This is a genomic window from Rathayibacter sp. VKM Ac-2927 (genome assembly GCF_022815525.1).
Classification (GTDB): domain Bacteria; phylum Actinomycetota; class Actinomycetes; order Actinomycetales; family Microbacteriaceae; genus Rathayibacter; species Rathayibacter festucae.
Map to the genome: position 1 here is coordinate 504,966 of NZ_JALGRT010000001.1, position 18,240 is coordinate 523,205.

Here is an 18,240-nt window from a genome sequence, read left to right on the forward strand (position 1 = left end):
CACCCGGGCGCGCTCCCGCGTTCACACGGCGCCCGTAGCGTCCGGAGGGTGAGAGTCGCGGTCGTCACGGAGAGCTTCCTCCCGTCGTTGAACGGTGTCACCACGAGCGTCCTCCGGGTCCTCGACGAGTTCGCGGCGCGCGGGATCGAGGCCCTCGTCGTCTGCCCTGCCGCGGGTGCGCCCGGGCACTACGCCGGCCACCGCGTCGTCGAGCACCCGGCGATCGCCTACCGCGACTTCCCCGTCGGCATCCCGACGCTGGCGCTCACCCGCGAGCTGGCCGCCTTCGAACCCGATGTCGTGCACGTCGCCTCGCCCTTCCTTCTGGGGGCGCGGGCCATCGCCTCGGCGAACCGGCTCGGGGTGCCCAGCGTCGCGATCTACCAGACCGACGTCCCGCGCTTCGCCGCCCGCTACGGGATCCGCGGCGCCCGGGCCCTGGCCTGGCGGGTGATCCGCCAGATCCACGCGGGCGCCGACCTGACGCTCGCCCCCTCGACCAGCGCGCTCGACGACCTCGCCGCGGCCGGCATCGAGCGCACCGCGCTCTGGGGGCGCGGCGTGCAGAGCGACCGCTTCCACCCGCGGATGCGCTCCTCCCCCTACGCCGCCGAGGTGCGGGCGCCGGTCGCGCCCGGTGACGCGCTCGTCGGCTACATCGGCCGTCTCTCCCCCGAGAAGCGCGTCGAGCGCCTGGCCTCCCTCTCCTCTCTTCCGGGCGCGGACCTGGTCGTCGGCGGCTACGGCCCCTCCTCCTCCCGGGTCGCGGCGGCGCTCGGCTCCTCGGCGCGGATGCTCGGACGGCTCGACGGGGAGCGACTGCCCGCGGTCTTCGCGGCCCTGGACGTCTTCGTGCACACCGGCACCGAGGAGACCTTCGGCCAGACCGTGCAGGAGGCGCAGGCCTCGGGCACGGCGGTCGTCGCCCCGCACGCCGGCGGCCCGACCGATCTGATCGAGCACGGCGTGGACGGGCTGCTCTACGCGCCGGAGAGCGATTCCGATCTGCGTCGGCAGGTCGAGCGGCTGCTGGACGATCCGGGGCTCCGCTCGAGGCTCGGCGAGGCGGGCCGGCGCCGCGTGCTGCACCGCACCTGGAGCGCGCTCACGGACGAGCTCCTCGCGCACTACGCGACGGTCGGCGCACCGGTGTCGATGGCCCGCGGCAGCTAAGGCTCGCCTAAGCCGCGGCGACCGGGCCCGGCGCTTAGAATCGTGGAGCGAGTGTTCTCGCCGCTCCTCCGCCCCGCCCGCGTCCTCGAGTCGCGGGTCCGGTCAGGCCGACGGAGCAGTCAACCAGGGAGGGTTGTTCGTGTCAGTTTCAGCTGCTCAAACCCTCGCACCCCGGAAGCAGGGGAAGATCCGCCGTCCGGCCGGAACCCTCTACCGCGGTCGCGAAGGCATGTGGTCGTGGGTGCTGCACCGGATCACCGGTGTCGCCATCTTCTTCTTCCTCCTCGTGCACGTCCTCGACACGGCCCTCATCGCCGTGAGCCCCGAGGCGTACAACGCGGTCATCGCCCAGTACAAGAACCCGATCATGGGCCTCGGCGAGACCGGCCTCGTGGCCGCGATCGCGTTCCACGCCATGAACGGCCTGCGCATCATCCTCGTCGACTTCTGGAGCTGGGCCACCCGGAACCAGCGCCTGCTCTTCTGGGTCGTCATCGGCCTGTGGGTCGTGCTGATGCTCGGCTTCGCGCCCCGCCACCTCATCAACGTCTTCAGCGAGGGAGGTGCCCATTGAGCACCGTCGCCGCACCGCGGACTCCGCATGTCCCGACCCGCTCCTCCGGCACCAACTGGGAGAAGTGGGGCTGGATCTACATGCGCGCCTCCGGCGTCGTGCTGATCGTCCTGATCTTCGGGCACCTGATCTTCAACCTGCTGCTCGGCGACGGCATCAAGGCGATCGACTTCGGCTTCGTCGGCGGCAAGCTCGCCAACCCGTTCTGGCAGTGGTGGGACGTCGCGATGCTCTGGCTCGCGCTCATCCACGGCGGCAACGGCATGCGCACGCTGGTCAACGACTACGCGACCTCGCCGCTGCTGGCCCGCGTCTTCAAGGGCGGCATCGTCGTCTCGGTCGTCGCGCTGATCGCGCTCGGCACCTACGTCGTCTTCGGCTTCAACCCCTGCCCCACCGGCGGGGACCCGAGCCTGCTGCCCTCCTTCTGCGCCGCCTAGGCGCCCGGTGCCGCGTGGTCCGTCCGCGCGGCACCGCCACGCCACCGGGAGCGCCCCTCCCCCACTCCCGCCCTTCCACCCCGTTCAACGGAGCAGTCACCCAGTGAGCACACCAGGCCACGTCCACAGCGGCGGCGCTGATCAGAGCGCCTTCACCCAGACCCTCGGCGCCGACGGCGTCCACTACCACCAGTTCGACGTGGTGATCGTGGGAGCCGGCGGAGCGGGCATGCGCGCCGCGATCGAGGCCGGGCCCAAGGCGAAGACCGCCGTCATCTCCAAGCTGTACCCGACGCGCTCGCACACCGGTGCGGCGCAGGGCGGCATGGCCGCCGCCCTCGCGAACGTCGAGGAGGACAGCTGGGAGTGGCACACCTTCGACACGGTCAAGGGCGGCGACTACCTCGTCGACCAGGACGCGGCGGAGATCCTCGCGAAGGAGGCCATCGACGCGGTCATCGACCTCGAGAACATGGGCCTGCCGTTCAACCGCACCGAGGACGGCAAGATCGACCAGCGTCGATTCGGCGGTCACACCCGCGACCACGGCAAGGCACCCGTGCGCCGGGCCTGCTACGCGGCGGACCGCACCGGCCACATGATCCTGCAGACGCTGTTCCAGAACTGCGTCCGCCTGGGCATCAACTTCTTCAACGAGTTCTACGTGCTCGACCTCGTGATGACCGAGGTCGACGGCGTGAACAAGCCGTCCGGCGTCGTGGCCTACGAGCTGGCGACCGGCGAGCTGCACGTCTTCAAGGCGAAGGCGATCATCTTCGCGACCGGCGGCTTCGGCAAGATCTACAAGACGACGTCGAACGCGCACACCCTCACGGGCGACGGCGTCGGCATCATCTGGCGCAAGGGCCTCCCCCTCGAGGACATGGAGTTCTTCCAGTTCCACCCGACCGGCCTCGCCGGGCTCGGCATCCTCCTCACCGAGGGAGCGCGAGGAGAGGGTGCGATCCTCCGCAACGCCTCGGGCGAGCGCTTCATGGAGCGGTACGCCCCGACCATCAAGGACCTCGCGCCGCGCGACATCGTCGCCCGCTGCATGGTCCAGGAGGTCGCGGAGGGCCGCGGCGCCGGCCCGCACAAGGACTACGTGCTGCTGGACTGCACCCACCTCGGCGCCGAGGTGCTCGAGACGAAGCTCCCGGACATCACCGAGTTCGCCCGCACCTACCTGGGCGTCGACCCGGTCGTCGAGCCGGTGCCGGTCATGCCGACCGCGCACTACGCGATGGGCGGCATCCCGACGAACGTCAAGGCGGAGGTCCTCTCGGACAACACCACCGTCGTCCCCGGCCTCTACGCCGCCGGCGAGTGCGCCTGCGTCTCGGTGCACGGCTCGAACCGCCTCGGCACCAACTCGCTGCTCGACATCAACGTCTTCGGCAAGCGCAGCGGCAACAACGCCGCCGACTACTCGCAGACCGTCGACTTCACTCCCCTGCCCGAGAACCCCGCCGGCGCGATCCGCGACATGCTCGCCTCGCTCCGAGGCGCCACCGGAACCGAGCGGATCGCCTCGATCCGCAAGGAGCTGCAGGACGAGATGGACAAGAACGCCCAGGTGTTCCGCACGGACGAGTCGCTCGAGCAGGTCACCGGCACCATCCAGCGCCTGCGCGACCGGTTCCGCAACATCTCGGTGCAGGACAAGGGCAAGCGCTTCAACACCGATCTCCTGGAGGCCGTGGAGCTCGGCTTCCTCCTCGACCTCGCCGAGGTCGTCGTCTACTCCGCCCGGAACCGCAAGGAGAGCCGCGGCGGCCACATGCGCGACGACTTCCCCAAGCGCGACGACGAGAACTACATGCAGCACACGATGGCGTACCTCTCCGGTGACGCCCACTCCTCCGACGCGGGCGACCACATCCGCCTCGATTGGAAGCCCGTCGTGATCACCCGGTACCAGCCGATGGAGAGGAAGTACTAGTCGTGTCGTCCGCCACTCTCGAGCAGCCCCCCGCCGCCCCCCCGGCCCCGGAGGCGTTCACCGTCACGTTCATCATCCGCCGCTTCGACCCGGAGCAGGACACCGAGCCGCGCTGGCAGGACTTCGACGTCGAGATGTTCTCGACCGACCGCGTCCTCGACGCGCTGCACCGGATCAAGTGGGACCAGGACGGATCGCTGACCTTCCGCCGCTCCTGCGCGCACGGCATCTGCGGCTCCGACGCGATGCGGATCAACGGTCGCAACCGCCTGGCCTGCAAGACGCTGATCAAGGACCTCGACATCTCGCAGCCGATCTACATCGAGGCGATCAAGGGCCTGCCCCTCGAGAAGGACCTCGTCGTGGACATGGAGCCGTTCTTCGCCTCCTACCGCGAGGTGCAGCCGTTCCTGATCGCGAACACCCCGCCCACCAAGGGCAAGGAGCGCGTGCAGTCCGTCGCCGACCGCGCCCGCTTCGACGACACCACCAAGTGCATCCTCTGCGCCGCCTGCACGTCGTCCTGCCCCGTGTTCTGGACGGACGGGCAGTACTTCGGCCCCGCCGCGATCGTGAACGCGCACCGCTTCATCTTCGACTCGCGCGACGACGCGGGCGGAGCCCGACTGGACATCCTCAACGACAAGGAGGGCGTGTGGCGCTGCCGCACGACCTTCAACTGCACGGAGGCCTGCCCCCGCGGCATCCAGATCACCCAGGCGATCGCCGAGGTGAAGCAGGCCGTCATCCGCGGCCGCGCCTGACGCTTCCTCCCCGTTCGGCCCGTCGTGATCCTCGGATCCGGCGGGCCGTTCGTCGTCCCCGGGCCCCGGCGAGGCGGAGCGGGGTGGGCACGACGGCCGCCCGGCGCCTCTACGCTGGAGGGCATGACGGAGGCGGCGACCGAGGCACCGCGCGGCATCCCGGCGCTGTTCGAGCGGATCATGCGGACGCGGCCGGTGCGGGTGATGCTGCACTACTCCGAGAGCGGCGGGCCGCTGTTCGCGTCGGGGCTCGCCTTCCAGGCGCTGTTCGCGATCTTCGCGGCGCTGTTCGTGTTCTTCGCTGTCTTCGGCTTCGTCCTGCGCGACAACGCGGCGCTGCGCGACTCGCTGCTGCAGCTGCTCACCAGCTCGGTGCCCGGGCTGATCGGGGACAGGAACGCGCTGGTCTCCATCGACACGCTGCTCGACTCCACGATCCTCGGCTGGACCGGAGTGATCGCCGCGGCGGGTCTGCTCTGGACGGCGCTCAACTTCCTCGGCAGCCTCCGGCAGGCGGTGCGGATCCTGTTCTCCCTGCCGGGTCCGACCGTCCTGTTCGTCCTGCTCAAGCTCAAGGACGCGGGGCTCGCGCTCGTCTTCGGCGCCGTCCTCGTCGTGTCCGCAGCGCTCTCGGTCTTCTCGACCTCGTTCGTCGACGTCGCGTTCGACGTCCTCGGGATCGGCAGCGACTCGACCCTCGGCCGGGTCACCGGCACCGTCGTCGGCCTGCTGATCATGCTCGCGCTCGACACCGCGACGCTCGCCGGCTCGTTCCGGATCCTCAGCGGCATCCCGATCCCGTGGAAGAACCTCTGGGTCGGCGCGCTGATGGGCGGGATCGCGCTCGGCGCACTCAAGGTCCTCGGAACCCAACTGCTCGGCGGCGCCTCGCGCAACCCGCTGCTCGCCTCCTTCGCCGTCCTGATCGGTCTGCTGATCTGGTTCAACCTGGTCTGCCAGGTGATCCTGATCGTCGCCTCCTGGATCTCGGTGGGCATGAGCGACGCCGGCATCTCGGCGCGCAAGCGCACGCCGGACGAGATCGAGCGCGAGCGCGAGGAGCAGCTGCGCCTCGCCCGCCGCACCCTCGCCGAGGCGGAGCGCGAGCGCCTCCGCGCCGCCCTGCCGGACGCGTCGCTGCTCAAGCGCCGGCGCCTGGAGAAGCAGCTCTCGCGCCTCGAGGACGAGCTGGCCAACGCGGCCGCCTGACTCCGCGACAGTCGCTCTCCTCGACACACGCTCTCCTCGACGCCGATGCGGCCGACGGAGCCCTGGCGCGGAACGACGTCTGTCGAACATGTCCGTTTCTGTTGACATCGGACACGAACGGGTCTAAAAAGATGTAAACGCAGATCCGAGGTCGACACCGACACCGCGGACGAGGCGTAGCATCTCGCGAGACGACGGAGTCCACATGTACGCACCGGAGCGGCACCAGGCGATCCTGGACCGCGCCCGCACCGACGGGCGGGTCGAGGTCCGCGACCTCGCGCAGTCCCTCGCGGTCACGCCCGAGACGATCCGCCGGGACCTCACCAGCCTGGAGAAGCGCGGCCTGCTGCGCCGGGCCCACGGCGGCGCGATCCCCGTCGAGCGCCTGGGCATCGAGCCCGAGGTCGCCGCCCGCGAGGGCCACCTCGCCGCGGAGAAGGACCGCATCGCCACCGCCGCACTGGCCGAGGTCCCCGACGGCGGCTCGATCGCCATCGACGCCGGGACCACCACGGTCCGCCTCGCAGAGCTGCTCCCCCTGGACCGCCGGCTGACGGTCGTCACCCATTCCCTCCCTGTCGCGGTGGCGCTCGTCGGCCGGCCCAACATCGACCTCCACCTGCTCGGCGGGCACCTGCGCGGGGTCACGCAGGCCGCCGTCGGGCCGTGGGTCGCCCAGGTGATCCCCACCGTCTCGGTGGACGTCGCCTTCATCGGCACGAACGGCATCAGCCGGGAGCGGGGGCTCACCACCCCCGACCTCGACGAGGCCGTCGTCAAGACCGCGCTCATCGCCGCCGCGCGCCGGGTCGTCGTCCTCGCCGACCACTCCAAGTTCGGCCGCCAGGACTTCGGGCACGTCGCCCCGCTGTCCGCGATCGACACCGTCATCACCGATCGAGGAGTCGACGACGAGCTCGCCGACGACATCGAATCGGCCGGCCCGGAGGTCGTCCGCGCATGATCGTCACCGTCACCGCCAACCCCAGCATCGACGTCACCCTGTCGACGAGCGGCTTCGCCGTCGGCGAGGTCAACCGCGCCCACGGCGTGCGCCGCGACCCGGCCGGCAAGGGCGTCAACGTCGCCAGGGCCCTCGCCCGCAACGGCGTCGAGGCCACGGCGATCTACCCGGCCGACGCCTCCACGGGCCTGGACCTGCGCTCCATGCTCGAGGCGGCCGGAGTCGCCTCGGCGAGTGCGCCCATCGCGCAGCCGATCCGCACCAACATCACCGTCGTCGACGACGCGACCGGACGCACCACCAAGATCAACGAGCCCGGCCCGGCCGTCACGCCGGAGGAGGCGAAGGCGCTCTCCGCTCTGATCTGCGACCACGTCGTCGCCGGCCCGCGCTGGCTCGTCGCCTGCGGCAGCGTCCCGCCCGGCCTCGGCGACGACTTCTACCCGGCGCTCGGCCGCCTCGCCACCCACTTCGGCGTCCCCCTCGCCGTCGACACCTCCGGAGCACCCCTGACCGCGATCATCGCGGCCGGCACCGCGACGCTGGTGAAGCCCAACCTCGAGGAGCTCGAGGAGCTCCTCGGCCGCTCCCTCGCGACCGTCGGCGACGTCGTCGACGGAGCCCGCACACTCCTCCGCCTCCCGGACGCGCGAGCGCTCGTGAGCCTCGGAGAGCACGGCGCCCTCCTCGTCACGGCGGACTCGTCGTGGTGGGCGGGCGCACCCCCCGTCGTGCCCCTCAGCACCGTCGGCGCCGGCGACAGCACCCTCGCGGGCTACCTGTCGGCGACCGACGCCTCGGAGGCGGAGCGTCTGCGGACGGCCGTCGCCTGGGGCACCGCCGCCGTCACCCTCCCGGGCAGTGAAGCCCCGGGTCCCGACTCCCTCCGCCTCGACGACGTCTCCGTCGTCGAGAACCCCGACCCCACCCTCCCGATTGGAGAACTGAGCGCATGACTGCTCTCACCGAGGCGTCGACGGTCATCGTCGACCTCACCGCCGCCACGAAGGACGACGCCACCGCGCAGCTCGCGAAGACGCTCGCCGACGCCGGCCGCGTCACCGACCTCGACGGCTTCCTGGCCGACGTCCGCGACCGCGAGTCGCAGATGGCCACCGGCATGCCCGGCGGCATCGGGATCCCCCACGCCCGCTCCTCGCACGTCGTCTCGCCCAGCGTCGCCGTCGGCATCGCCAAGTCCGGCGTCGACTTCGGCGCCCCGGACGGCCCCGCGGACCTGATCTTCCTCATCGCCGCCCCCGACGGCGCCGACCAGGCCCACCTCAAGATCCTCGCCCAGCTCGCCCGCAAGCTGATCCACGAGTCCTTCACCGGATCCCTCCGCGCCGCCGGAAGCGGCAAGGAAGTCGCGGACATCATCGCCCGAGAGGTCGTCGTCTCGTGAAGATCGTCGCCGTCACCAGCTGCATCGCCGGCATCGCGCACACCTACATGGCGGCCGAGGCCCTCGAGCAGGCCGCCAAGAAGAAGGGCTACCAGATCCAGGTCGAGACCCAGGGCGCGGCCGGCTCCGACCCGATGTCCGACCAGACGATCGCCGACGCCGACGTCGTGATCCTCGCCGCCGACCTCGAGGTCCGCGGCAAGGACCGCTTCGCCGGCAAGCCGACCCTCGAGGTCGGCACCTCGGAGGCGCTCGCGAAGGCCGCGGACGTCATCGACCGCGCCGCCGCGAAGGTCCAGGACGCTCCCGCCGCCGCCTCGACGGGCGCCCCGCGCTTCGTCGCGGTGACGAGCTGCATCGCCGGCATCGCGCACACCTACATGGCGGCCGAGGCCCTCGAGCAGGCCGCGAAGAAGCGGGGCTACCCGATCCACGTCGAGACCCAGGGCGCCGCCGGCTCGGACGAGATGACCGCGGGCGACATCGCCGCCGCGGACGTCGTCATCCTCGCCGCCGACCTCGAGATCCGCGGCAAGGACCGCTTCGCCGGCAAGCCGATCCTCCAGGTCGGCGTCGCCGAGGCACTCTCGAAGCCGGACGAGGTGCTCGACCGGGCGCTCGCCCTGCGCGGCACCGGCACGGCTCCGTCCGCCGCCCGCTCGACTCCGGCCGCGGCGCCCGCCGCCCCGAAGAAGGTCGGCGTCGGCACGCGCATCCGCCAGAACCTGATGACCGGCGTCTCCTACATGATCCCGTTCGTCGCGGCGGGCGGTCTGCTGATCGCACTGTCGTTCCTCTTCGGCGGCTACCAGATCGTCAGCTACACGCCGCAGCAGATCATCGACAACGGCTTCAACATCGCGAACATCACCGACTGGGCCGGAGTGATGTTCCTCATCGGAGGCGCGACCTTCGCCTTCCTGGTGCCGGTGCTCTCGGGCTTCATCGCCTTCGGCATCGCGGACCGCCCCGGCATCGCGCCCGGCTTCCTCGGCGGCGCCGTGGCGGTCACCGTCGGCGCCGGCTTCCTCGGCGGCCTCGCGTCCGGCTTCATCGCCGGCTACGCGGCGCTCTACATCTCGCGGATCAAGCTGCCGGCGGCCTTCAAGTCGCTGATGCCGGTCGTCATCATCCCGCTGATCGCGACCTTCATCACGGGCTTCCTGATGTTCGTCGTCCTCGGTGCGCCGCTGCGCGCGCTGAGTGAGGGACTGTCGGCCTGGCTCTCGGGCCTCACCGGCGGCAACCTGATCATCCTCGGGATCATCCTGGGCCTGATGATGGCGTTCGACATGGGCGGCCCGGTCAACAAGGTGGCCTACGCCTTCGCGACCACGGGGCTCGCCTCGGTCCCCGCGGACGGCGACCCGAACTCGGTGCAGTTCAAGGTGATGGCGATCGTGATGGCGGCCGGCATGACGCCGCCGCTGGGCCTCGCGCTCGCCACGTCGCTCCGCAAGCGCCTGTTCACCGACGCCGAGCGCCAGAACGGCAAGGCGGCCTACCTGCTGGGCGCCTCCTTCATCTCGGAGGGAGCGATCCCGTTCGCCGCGGTCGACCCGCTGCGCGTGATCCCCTCCGCCATGATCGGCTCCGCCGTCACCGGCGCGCTCGTCGCGCTCTTCGGCTCGACGCTGCGCGCCCCGCACGGCGGCGTCTGGGTGACCGGGCTGGTGGGGCAGCCGCTGCTCTACCTGGTCGCGATCCTCGTCGGCATGGTGGTCACGGCGGTCTGCGTGATCATCGCGAAGAGCATCAAGCGCGCTCCGATCGTCGCCGAGGTCCCGGAGCCGGCCACGGCCCGCCCCGTCGCCGTCTGATCCGCACCGACCGACCGTCCTGAGCGGTCCCGCCGGCGGTCCCGTCCCCGCGTCGCCCCTCTCCTCCGAGGGGGCGGCGCGGGGCGGGGCCGCCGGCTTCTGCGTGCCCGGGGGGCGAGGCGGTCCGCCGCTGCTCCGTGCGCCGCGCGCTGTCGGCGGTCCTCCGTAGACTGCTCCGGTGACTCGAAAGCCGCTCCGCATCGCCTCCGTCAACGTCAACGGCGTCCGCGCCGCCTTCCGCAAGGGCATGGGCGACTGGCTCACCGCCCGCGACGTCGACATCCTCGCCCTGCAGGAGGTCCGCGCCTCCACCGACGACCTCACCGGCCTGCTCGGCGACGAGTGGGACGTGCTGCACGACGAGGCGACCGCCAAGGGCCGCGCCGGAGTCGCGCTCGCCTCCCGCAAGCGCGCGACGATCCACCGGGTCGCGCTCGGCGCCGACGACTTCGACTCCGCGGGCCGCTGGCTCGAGGCCGACTACGAGGTCGGCGACCGCACCGTGACCGTCGTGTCCACCTACGTGCACTCGGGCGGCGTCGGCACGCCGAAGCAGGACGAGAAGATGCGCTTCCTCGACGCGATGATCGAGCGCCTCCCCCAGCTGCAGGCCCACAACCCGCTCGCCGTCGTGATGGGCGACCTCAACGTCGGCCACCGCACCCTCGACATCAAGAACTGGAAGGGCAACGTCAAGAAGGCCGGCTTCCTCCCCGAGGAGCGCGCCTACTTCGACCGCTTCGTCGGCGCCGAGGGCGAGGAGGGCTACAACGCCGGAGCCGGGATGGGCTGGGTCGATCTCGGCCGCCGCTTCGCCGGCGAGGTGCCCGGGCCCTACACCTGGTGGTCGCAGCGCGGCCAGGCGTTCGACACCGACACCGGCTGGCGGATCGACTATCAGCTCGCGACGCCGGAGCTCGCCGCCCTGGCCCGCAGCTACGAGATCGACCGCGCCAGCGCGTGGGACACCCGCTGGTCCGACCACGCGCCTGTCGTCGTCGACTACGAGCTCTGACCCCCTTCTCCCCCGGCGCCGACCGCGCCGCCATCACTCACGAGGCCTCACCATGACCCCCAGCACTCCGGGCGCGAAGCCCGTCATCTTCTCCGGCATGCAGCCCTCCTCCGGCTCGCTGCACCTCGGCAACTACATCGGCGCCCTCACCCAGTGGGTCGCGATGCAGGACGACTTCGACGCCCACTTCTGCGTCGTCGACCTGCACGCGATCACCGTGCCGCAGGAGCCCGCCGAGCTGCGCGCGCGCACCCGCGCCACCGCCGCGCAGTACATCGCGGCCGGCATCGACCCGGAGCGCTCGACGCTGTTCATCCAGTCGCACGTCCCGGCGCACGCCGAGCTGGCCTGGATCCTGAACACGGTGACCGGCTTCGGCGAGGCCAGCCGGATGACGCAGTTCAAGGACAAGTCGGCGAAGCAGGGCACGGAGGCGGCCTCGGTCGGCCTCTTCACCTACCCGATCCTGATGGCCGCCGACATCCTGCTGTACCAGACCGACGCCGTGCCGGTCGGCGAGGACCAGCGCCAGCACCTCGAGCTGACCCGCGACCTCGCAGGCCGCTTCAACACGCGCTTCGGCGAGACCTTCGCGATCCCGGAGCCGTACATCGCCAAGGAGACCGCGAAGATCTACGACCTGCAGAACCCCGGCGCGAAGATGTCGAAGTCGGCGGAGTCGGACGCGGGCCTCCTGAGCGTGCTCGACGAGCCGAAGGTCACCGCGAAGAAGATCATGCGCGCCGTCACCGACACCGAGTCCGAGGTGCGCTTCGACCGCACGGCCAAGCCGGGCGTCTCGAACCTGCTCACCGTCTACTCCGTTCTCGCCGGCCGCACGATCGAGTCGCTCGAGCAGGAGTACGCGGGCCGCGGCTACGGCGACCTGAAAAAAGGCCTGGTCGAGGTCGTCGCGGCGACCTTCGATCCGATCCGCGCGCGCACCGCCGAGCTGCTCGAGGACCCGGCCGAGCTCGACCGAGTGCTCTCCCGCGCGGCGGACCGCGCCTCGGAGACGGCCGAGCGCACGCTCGCGACCGTGTACGAGCGGGTCGGCTTCCTGCGCCGCAGTCGCTGAGCCCTCGATGATCCGGCTCGCCCTCTTCGACCTCGACGACACGCTCTTCGCGCACGCCCGCGCGGTGCGCGAGGGGATCGTCGCCTACGCGGCGTCCCTCGGCGACGCGTACGCGGGCGAGGCGGGCGCGCTGCAACTCCGCTGGTACGCGCTGGAGGAGGAGCACTACCACCGCTACCTCGCCGGCGAGCTCGACTACGAGGGGCAGCGGCGCGCCCGCGCCATCGCCTTCGCCGCGGACGCGGGCGTCGAGCTGACGCCGGAGCAGGCGAGCGAGTGGTTCGCCGCCTACCTGGGGCACTACGTCGCGGCGTGGACGCTGCATGACGACGCCCTGCCGGTGCTCGATCGGCTCGACGCGGCGGGTGTCCGGATCGGCGTCATCACCAACGGCGATGTGGACTTCCAGACGACCAAGACGGACGCGATCGGTCTGACGGAGCGGGTCGAGCACCTCGTCGCGTCGGGCGAGGTCGGCGTGACGAAGCCGGACGCGCGGATCTTCCACGTCGCCTGCGAGCGCTTCGGCGTCGCTCCGGCCGACGCGCTGTACGTCGGCGACCGGCTGGGCACCGACGCGATCGGCGCGGCACGCGCCGGGTTGCGCGGGGTGTGGCTCGACCGCGTCGGCGGGCCGGAGCACGGGCGCGAGCTGCCCTCCGAGGCCGTCGAGCTCGGGGTGGTGCGGATCGGCTCGCTGGACGAGCTGGACGCGGTCGCGGGGCTGCGCTGACCCTCGGCCGACGGGCTGACCGTTCACTCGTCCTCGGCGGAGCGTCCGGATGCAGCGTCAGCGCGCTACCTCTGTGCACGCCTCCGCCCGAGCGCCAGCGCGAGGTTCATCGTTCGCGGATCAAGGTGACGATCACCAGGGAGGCACAGGAGCCGCACACGCCGAGAGTCACAACGTCGTACGGATCGTCGATCCCTCCGACGATCGTCGTCACGACGGCGACTCCCATGCTCACTCCCAGCAGGGCGAGCGCGAAGCGGCGCACGCGGTCTTCCTTCTTCTTCGGCACTGTCATCCCGGGACCTTGCCACAGCGCGCGAGGCCCTCTTGTCGCTGGCGCGGATCGCACGACGTGCGTGCCGCTCCCGGCCCGGGTCCCGACGCGCGCTCCGCGCTACTCGACCAGCATGAGTGGACTCGACGCACGGACTTCATGCTGATCGAGTAGCCCGCGAAGCGGGCGTATCGAGATCCACCAGCGTCAGAGGACGAGCCTGCAAACCGGCCTTCTGAGGAGGGTGGGTCTCGATACGCCCCTGCGGGGCTACTCGACCAGCATGACGGGAGGTCGGCGCACGGTGGGCGCTGACGCAGGTCGGCGGGCCGACGCCTCCGGCTCTACCGCTCGCAGTCGGCCTCTCGGCCCGTCCGGGCGGCGACGGTCGAGGCCGCCGCCGCGCGCTTCCTCCGTCTGCGCCGCAGCTCGAGGGCGAGCGCCGCGATCGCCACGACGAGGAGCAAGGCGGAGGCGCACAGCGACGCGATCCCGACGGCGCTCGGTGCCGCGATGACCGCGGGGGCGTCGAGGACGCTTCGGACGAGGCCGTACAGACCGAAGACGACGAGAACGACGAGGTCGAATCGGGATCTCACGACAGCCACCGCCGTGCTGGGAGTCGTCTGCATGCTGCTGCGTTCGTCATACTCGTATGTCTAGCACCTACGTCGGCGCCCGGTGTCGAAGGCGCGCGCCGAGCTCGCCCGTGGCGCGCATCGGTGATCATCAGCTCGGTCGGCGAGTCGGCCTTGACAGACGTGAGCTTCAGTCGGCTACCATCCACGTATGGCAACCAGCCCAGGACCGATCCGCTCCGACGGAGACGCGACGCGCTCCCTCGATCGCGGCGACCGCGGCTCGCGAACGGCGCTCTCGACTCCGACCGGTCTCGCCGACGCCGACACGCGAGCGACCGCGGTGGATCGACGCGGAGTCGCCCGGGCCGTCCTCCAGTGGGTGACGGGTGATCGGGTCGACGCTCGACGGGTCGTGCGCCTCGCCGACCGGCGGTGGCGAGGAGCGGTGGAGCCACTGCTCGGGCCGGAGGACGTCCTGCTCCTCCCAAGCGAGAGCGTGACCGACGACGATGAGACCCGCGAGGCCCCGACCTGCGACCGCGCGGCCGTCCTCGACTACCGCGGTGGACTCGACGAGCCGGGAGACGTCGCCTGGTTCGGCGAGCTGCGGGTCCAGACGGAGGACTACGCCTCGATCGCGTTCCTCCCGGTCACCGGTGCGACGACCGCACGGCTCCGCGATGCGAACGGCTGGCAGGCCTATCTGGAGGACGCCGACGCCGCCCGCGCCTCCGGTCGGCTGGTCCCGCAGCTCCTGGGAGCCGCGGTCGCCGTGAGCGGTCTGCCGCTGACGGACGACCCCGCTGCCGGACCCGTCGCTGCCGTCGATGTCGGCCGGGACGGGGTCGCGACGCTCGGTCCGGACGGGCTGGTCCTCGGCGACGCCCGAGACCCCGACGGTCTCGCGGCCGCCCTCGACAGGTCGTACCGTCCGCTCGACCGGCTCGCCGCGCTGGGCGGCGGTGTCGCCGATGACATCGCGCGCCGCCCCTGGCTGGCGCTGTACCGCGCCGGCCTCGCCTTCGCCGCCGCCGACGACACCGGCCCGGCGTGGTCGGTGGTCGGGCTCGGAACGTCCCTCCGACCGGACGGGGAGGTGACGACGCTCACGCGCTCCGACCTGATCCTCCTGCACCGGGGCGACGAGCGCGTCCTGGTGGAGCCCCGGACCCTGCGGCGGTTCGCCCTCGCACCCGCCACCGCGGTCGTCGTCGAACGGCTGCTGAGCGACGGCCCGGACGACGAGCCGCGCACGCCGGCCGACGAGGCCTTCGTCTCGCGGCTCGTCGAGCGGTTCGAGCACGAGGGCGTCCACCTCCGGAGAGGAGCATGACGGCCTCGCCGGTCCTCGTGCCCCTGGTCTCGCCGACGGCGGCGGCCAGGACCGTCGCGGCGGTGAGCGCGACGGGGACGCGCATCCGCTTCGCCGACGGCGTCGAGGCGATCGACCTCACGAGCGGACTGTGGAACGCGCCGTTCGGCTGCGGCCGACCGGAGTTCACCGCTGCCATCGCCGCGGCTCTGGCCGAGGCCTCCTACCTGTCCCTCTTCCGGCGGAGTCACCCCTGGGCGGAGCGGGCGGCCGCGGCACTGCTCACGGTCGTCGGCGACGCGCTCCCGCACGCCTCCTTCCGGCGCGTCCTCCTCACCACCTCGGGCGGCAGCGCGAACGACGCGGTCATGAAGCTGCTCCGCCAGCGGGCCGCGCTCCTCGGTCGGCCGGAGCGCCGGCTGGTCGTCGGCCTGTCCGGCAGCTACCACGGGCTCACCTACGGCGCCCACGCCCTGAGCGGCGACGAGCTGGGCCAGGACGTCTACGGCGTCGATCGCTCGGGGGTCCGGCACGTGGCGCACGACGATCCGGACGCGCTGGAGTCGCTGCTCCACCGGGAGGGACGGCGCATCTGCGGCATCGTCGTGGAGCCCGTCCTCGGCTCCGGCGCCCTCCCGCTCTCGGACGCACTCCTCGCGGTGCTCGAGCGCGCGTCCCGGGAGGGCGTCCCCGTCGTCGCGGACGAGGTGGCGACGGGCTTCGGCCGCACCGGCCCGTTCCTCGCCTCCTCGCGCTGGCCGTTCGCGCCCGACGCGGTCGTTCTGTCGAAGGCTCTGACGAACGGCACGCTCGCGGCGGCCGCCGTGGTCGTCGGCGAGCGGCTCCTCGCGGAGATCGACGCCGCGGACGCCCCCTTCGTCCATGCGGAGACGCAGGCGGGGACACCCGCGGTCTGCGCCGCCGTCCTGCAGAGCCTCGCGCTGCTTCCCGAACTCCTCGGAGCCGACGGCTTCCCGCGCGTGAGCACCTGCCTCGACCGCGCCGTCACCGCGCTGTCCGCTCATCCTCGGGTGCTCGGATCCTCCGGCGTCGGGTCCTTCCGGGCCCTGCGGATCGCGGGGGTCGCCCACGCCGACGAGGTCCTCGGCCTGGTGGAGGACGTCCGGCGGCGCGGGGCGGTCGTGCATCCCGCGCCGGGCGGGATCCAATTCCTGCCTGCGGCGGTGTCCAGCGACCGCGACCTCGCCGACATCCCGCGCATCATCAGTGCGGCGCTCGACGCATGAGGGTCCGCAGCACCGATCTGCGGTCCGGTCTGGCGTCGGATGCAGCGACCACCGGCTCCCGGCGGACCCTCTTCGTGCTCGACAGCGCGCTCGTCCGGAGCGGAGCCGTCGAGCCCGAGCGACTGCACGGACCGGTGGTCGTCCTCGACGTCGCGATCGAGCAGGGTCTGCTGCTCGACACCGTCGACCGCGCCCTCCGCGCTGTCCGTCCCGACCGCCTCGTCGGCATCGGCGGCGGCAGGCTGCACGACGTGGCGGCGCTGGCGCGCCTGTTCGCCGCCGACCGCGCCCTCCGATCGCGCATCGACGGACTGATGAGCAGGCACGGCGGGCTTCTCGCTCCAGACCTCCCCGCGTCGACGGAGGTCCCTCGTCTCGTCCTGGTACCTACGACGATCGGACCCGGCAGCGAGACGAGCGCCGCGGCCTGCCGCGAGATCGGCGGCCTGCGCTCCGTCGTGGTCGGCGACGCACTCCGGGCCGACGCCGCCGTACTCGACGCCGATCTCACGGCAACGCTGACCCGCTCCTCCGTACTCGAGGGAGCGGCGGAGGCGGCCCTGCGACTGATCGGCTCGCGGTCCGGATCGCCCGCCGACCACTCCGCCGACGATCGGTCGAGGCGACTGCTGGGGGCGCTGGGCGAGGCCGGCGGCCGCGTCGCCGAGAGCGCCGGACTCGTCCGCCGCGCCGACCGCGCGACGCTCGCTGCGGCGAGCGCCAGCAGTCACGGCGTGCTGCGCTCGGCGACCGCCGATCCCTTCGCGGCGACGCACTGGTACCTCGCGAACGAGGTGAGCAGTCGCGCGGGACTGCGGAAGGTGCCGGCGACGATGCCGCTGCTGCCCGTCCTGTGGAGTCGCGACTCCCCGGAGCGTCGCGCGCGACGACGGGCCGTCTGGCAGTGGTTCGCCGCTCCCCTCGGGCTCGACGTCGATCCCGTCGTCGGCAGCGCCCAGTGGTCCGAGCGGTGGGGGATCACCGCTCCGGCCGTCGCCGACCGCGCCCTCCGCGACGCGGCACTCGCGATCGTCGCCCGCTGGGACAGCTCGGCGCTGCCCGGCCTGGCGCTCGACGACGCCCTCCGACTCCTGCGCGCGGCCTTCCCGCCGGCGCGGGCCCTACGACCGAACGAGGGAGGTGAACACATGAACACCACGAACGAGCTCGAGTTCCATGAGCTGGAGCAGGCGGTCGCTCCCGACTGGGAGTCGGCGGCCTCCGGCTTCACGACGGGGCTCCTCGTCGCGGGCGTCTTCGTCGGTCTCCTCACCTGACCGGGACCGACCGATGACATCCGGATTCCAGACGACGACACGAGGAGACGACGCATGCAACCACCCACCCCCCTGCGATTCGAGGAGATCGAGTCGATGGCCGCACCCGATTCCGACTGGTACATCGCCACGAAGCTCGGGATCGCTGTCGGCCTCGGGCTCGGCGCGATCGTCCTGACCTAGCTCTCGAGGAGAGCACCTCTTCACCGAGGACCTCATCACCGAGGAGGTGAGAAATGGAGAATCCCGTTCTCTTCCAGGAGATCGAACCCGCGGTCGCTCCGGCCGACGGCTGGCGGACCGCCGACGCCGGTCTGAGGATCGTGATCGCGCTCGGCAGCATCGTGCTGCTCGCGACCTAGCCGACCGTGCACCTCCCGCGGTCCCGGACGCTCGAGCGTCCGGGACCGCTCCCTCTCAGACCTGGAG

The 18,240-nt window shown here is 71.8% G+C and carries 20 protein-coding genes; 18 read left to right on the top strand and 2 right to left on the bottom strand.

Annotated elements, in window-relative coordinates:
• The first annotated feature begins 48 nt into the window (after window positions 1-48).
• The 13 genes from MT353_RS02310 to MT353_RS02370 all read left to right on the top strand — a co-directional run bounded on the left by MT353_RS02310 (window position 49) and on the right by MT353_RS02370 (window position 13,120).
• Complete coding sequence (locus MT353_RS02310; protein ID WP_123445288.1) at window positions 49-1,173, top strand: glycosyltransferase family 1 protein; 1,125 nt, start codon at window positions 49-51, stop codon at window positions 1,171-1,173.
• A 139-nt stretch (window positions 1,174-1,312) separates the two neighbouring features.
• Window positions 1,313-1,747 (top strand): succinate dehydrogenase, cytochrome b556 subunit, encoded by a 435-nt coding sequence (sdhC, locus tag MT353_RS02315; RefSeq protein ID WP_123445287.1) that lies wholly within the window; start codon window positions 1,313-1,315, stop codon window positions 1,745-1,747.
• Window positions 1,744-2,187, top strand: a complete 444-nt coding sequence (locus tag MT353_RS02320) for a succinate dehydrogenase hydrophobic membrane anchor subunit (protein WP_123702562.1) — start codon at window positions 1,744-1,746, stop codon at window positions 2,185-2,187. The genes sdhC and MT353_RS02320 overlap by 4 nt, the downstream gene beginning before the upstream one ends.
• 199 nt (window positions 2,188-2,386) lie before the next feature.
• Window positions 2,387-4,129, top strand: coding sequence for a succinate dehydrogenase flavoprotein subunit (gene sdhA, locus MT353_RS02325; RefSeq protein WP_243623768.1), 1,743 nt, complete (start codon window positions 2,387-2,389; stop codon window positions 4,127-4,129).
• Between the two features lie 2 nt (window positions 4,130-4,131).
• Window positions 4,132-4,893: a succinate dehydrogenase iron-sulfur subunit gene (locus MT353_RS02330; protein WP_243623518.1), complete on the top strand. Its 762-nt coding sequence runs from the start codon at window positions 4,132-4,134 to the stop codon at window positions 4,891-4,893.
• Between the two features lie 123 nt (window positions 4,894-5,016).
• Window positions 5,017-6,102, top strand: coding sequence for a YihY/virulence factor BrkB family protein (locus tag MT353_RS02335; protein ID WP_243623519.1), 1,086 nt, complete (start codon window positions 5,017-5,019; stop codon window positions 6,100-6,102).
• A gap of 205 nt (window positions 6,103-6,307) precedes the next feature.
• Entirely contained in the window at window positions 6,308-7,069 is a 762-nt protein-coding gene (locus tag MT353_RS02340; protein WP_123445281.1) for a DeoR/GlpR family DNA-binding transcription regulator, read from the top strand.
• Entirely contained in the window at window positions 7,066-8,025 is a 960-nt protein-coding gene (locus MT353_RS02345; protein ID WP_123445280.1) for a 1-phosphofructokinase family hexose kinase, read from the top strand. The genes MT353_RS02340 and MT353_RS02345 overlap by 4 nt, the downstream gene beginning before the upstream one ends.
• Window positions 8,022-8,474, top strand: coding sequence for a PTS sugar transporter subunit IIA (locus tag MT353_RS02350; RefSeq protein ID WP_243623520.1), 453 nt, complete (start codon window positions 8,022-8,024; stop codon window positions 8,472-8,474). Before MT353_RS02345 ends, MT353_RS02350 begins: the two co-directional genes overlap by 4 nt.
• Window positions 8,471-10,294, top strand: a complete 1,824-nt coding sequence (locus tag MT353_RS02355) for a PTS fructose-like transporter subunit IIB (protein ID WP_208645075.1) — start codon at window positions 8,471-8,473, stop codon at window positions 10,292-10,294. The genes MT353_RS02350 and MT353_RS02355 overlap by 4 nt, the downstream gene beginning before the upstream one ends.
• Window positions 10,295-10,472: 178 nt before the next feature.
• Window positions 10,473-11,309: an exodeoxyribonuclease III gene (locus MT353_RS02360; protein WP_374204682.1), complete on the top strand. Its 837-nt coding sequence runs from the start codon at window positions 10,473-10,475 to the stop codon at window positions 11,307-11,309.
• A gap of 52 nt (window positions 11,310-11,361) precedes the next feature.
• Window positions 11,362-12,387, top strand: a complete 1,026-nt coding sequence (gene trpS / locus MT353_RS02365) for a tryptophan--tRNA ligase (protein WP_243623521.1) — start codon at window positions 11,362-11,364, stop codon at window positions 12,385-12,387.
• A 7-nt stretch (window positions 12,388-12,394) separates the two neighbouring features.
• Window positions 12,395-13,120 carry an HAD family hydrolase gene (locus MT353_RS02370; RefSeq protein ID WP_243623522.1) on the top strand — a complete coding sequence of 242 codons (726 nt, stop codon included), beginning with the start codon at window positions 12,395-12,397 and terminating at the stop codon, window positions 13,118-13,120.
• 106 nt (window positions 13,121-13,226) lie between these two features.
• Here MT353_RS02370 and MT353_RS02375 read toward each other — a convergent pair whose 3' ends face one another.
• Together MT353_RS02375 and MT353_RS02380 are read right to left on the bottom strand one after the other, a co-directional pair.
• Window positions 13,227-13,415 carry a hypothetical protein gene (locus tag MT353_RS02375; RefSeq protein WP_133671882.1) on the bottom strand — a complete coding sequence of 63 codons (189 nt, stop codon included), beginning with the start codon at window positions 13,413-13,415 and terminating at the stop codon, window positions 13,227-13,229.
• Window positions 13,416-13,738: 323 nt separating this feature from the next.
• Window positions 13,739-13,993, bottom strand: coding sequence for a hypothetical protein (locus MT353_RS02380; protein WP_243586386.1), 255 nt, complete (start codon window positions 13,991-13,993; stop codon window positions 13,739-13,741).
• Between the two features lie 190 nt (window positions 13,994-14,183).
• Here MT353_RS02380 and MT353_RS02385 point away from each other — a divergent pair, with 190 nt between their 5' ends.
• From MT353_RS02385 to MT353_RS21390, 5 genes are read left to right on the top strand one after another with little or no spacing between them, the layout of a single operon-like run.
• Window positions 14,184-15,308, top strand: coding sequence for a hypothetical protein (locus MT353_RS02385; protein WP_243623523.1), 1,125 nt, complete (start codon window positions 14,184-14,186; stop codon window positions 15,306-15,308).
• The gene (mpaD, locus tag MT353_RS02390) at window positions 15,305-16,534 is read left to right on the top strand and encodes a daptide-type RiPP biosynthesis aminotransferase (protein ID WP_243586384.1); all 1,230 of its coding nucleotides are present in this window, start codon (window positions 15,305-15,307) and stop codon (window positions 16,532-16,534) included. Before MT353_RS02385 ends, mpaD begins: the two co-directional genes overlap by 4 nt.
• On the top strand, window positions 16,531-17,811 hold the full coding sequence (locus MT353_RS02395; RefSeq protein ID WP_243623524.1) for an iron-containing alcohol dehydrogenase: 1,281 nt from the start codon (window positions 16,531-16,533) through the stop codon (window positions 17,809-17,811). The genes mpaD and MT353_RS02395 overlap by 4 nt, the downstream gene beginning before the upstream one ends.
• A gap of 54 nt (window positions 17,812-17,865) precedes the next feature.
• Window positions 17,866-17,994: a daptide-type RiPP gene (locus tag MT353_RS21385; RefSeq protein ID WP_260311824.1), complete on the top strand. Its 129-nt coding sequence runs from the start codon at window positions 17,866-17,868 to the stop codon at window positions 17,992-17,994.
• Window positions 17,995-18,047: 53 nt separating this feature from the next.
• The gene (locus tag MT353_RS21390; protein ID WP_260311822.1) at window positions 18,048-18,173 is read left to right on the top strand and encodes a hypothetical protein; all 126 of its coding nucleotides are present in this window, start codon (window positions 18,048-18,050) and stop codon (window positions 18,171-18,173) included.
• Window positions 18,174-18,240: the final 67 nt, after the last annotated feature.

What these genes read in the sequence shown, in the direction of transcription:
- MT353_RS02335 (WP_243623519.1), top strand. Translation starts at nt 5,017, where the DNA reads ATGACGGAGGCGGCGACCGAGGCACCGCGCGGCATCCCGGCGCTGTTC.
- MT353_RS02340 (WP_123445281.1), top strand. Translation starts at nt 6,308, where the DNA reads ATGTACGCACCGGAGCGGCACCAGGCGATCCTGGACCGCGCCCGCACC.
- MT353_RS02345 (WP_123445280.1), top strand. Translation starts at nt 7,066, where the DNA reads ATGATCGTCACCGTCACCGCCAACCCCAGCATCGACGTCACCCTGTCG.
- MT353_RS02350 (WP_243623520.1), top strand. Translation starts at nt 8,022, where the DNA reads ATGACTGCTCTCACCGAGGCGTCGACGGTCATCGTCGACCTCACCGCC.
- trpS (WP_243623521.1), top strand. Translation starts at nt 11,362, where the DNA reads ATGACCCCCAGCACTCCGGGCGCGAAGCCCGTCATCTTCTCCGGCATG.
- MT353_RS02370 (WP_243623522.1), top strand. Translation starts at nt 12,395, where the DNA reads ATGATCCGGCTCGCCCTCTTCGACCTCGACGACACGCTCTTCGCGCAC.
- MT353_RS02375 (WP_133671882.1), bottom strand. Translation starts at nt 13,415, where the DNA reads ATGACAGTGCCGAAGAAGAAGGAAGACCGCGTGCGCCGCTTCGCGCTC.
- MT353_RS02385 (WP_243623523.1), top strand. Translation starts at nt 14,184, where the DNA reads ATGGCAACCAGCCCAGGACCGATCCGCTCCGACGGAGACGCGACGCGC.
- mpaD (WP_243586384.1), top strand. Translation starts at nt 15,305, where the DNA reads ATGACGGCCTCGCCGGTCCTCGTGCCCCTGGTCTCGCCGACGGCGGCG.
- MT353_RS02395 (WP_243623524.1), top strand. Translation starts at nt 16,531, where the DNA reads ATGAGGGTCCGCAGCACCGATCTGCGGTCCGGTCTGGCGTCGGATGCA.
- MT353_RS21385 (WP_260311824.1), top strand. Translation starts at nt 17,866, where the DNA reads ATGCAACCACCCACCCCCCTGCGATTCGAGGAGATCGAGTCGATGGCC.
- MT353_RS21390 (WP_260311822.1), top strand. Translation starts at nt 18,048, where the DNA reads ATGGAGAATCCCGTTCTCTTCCAGGAGATCGAACCCGCGGTCGCTCCG.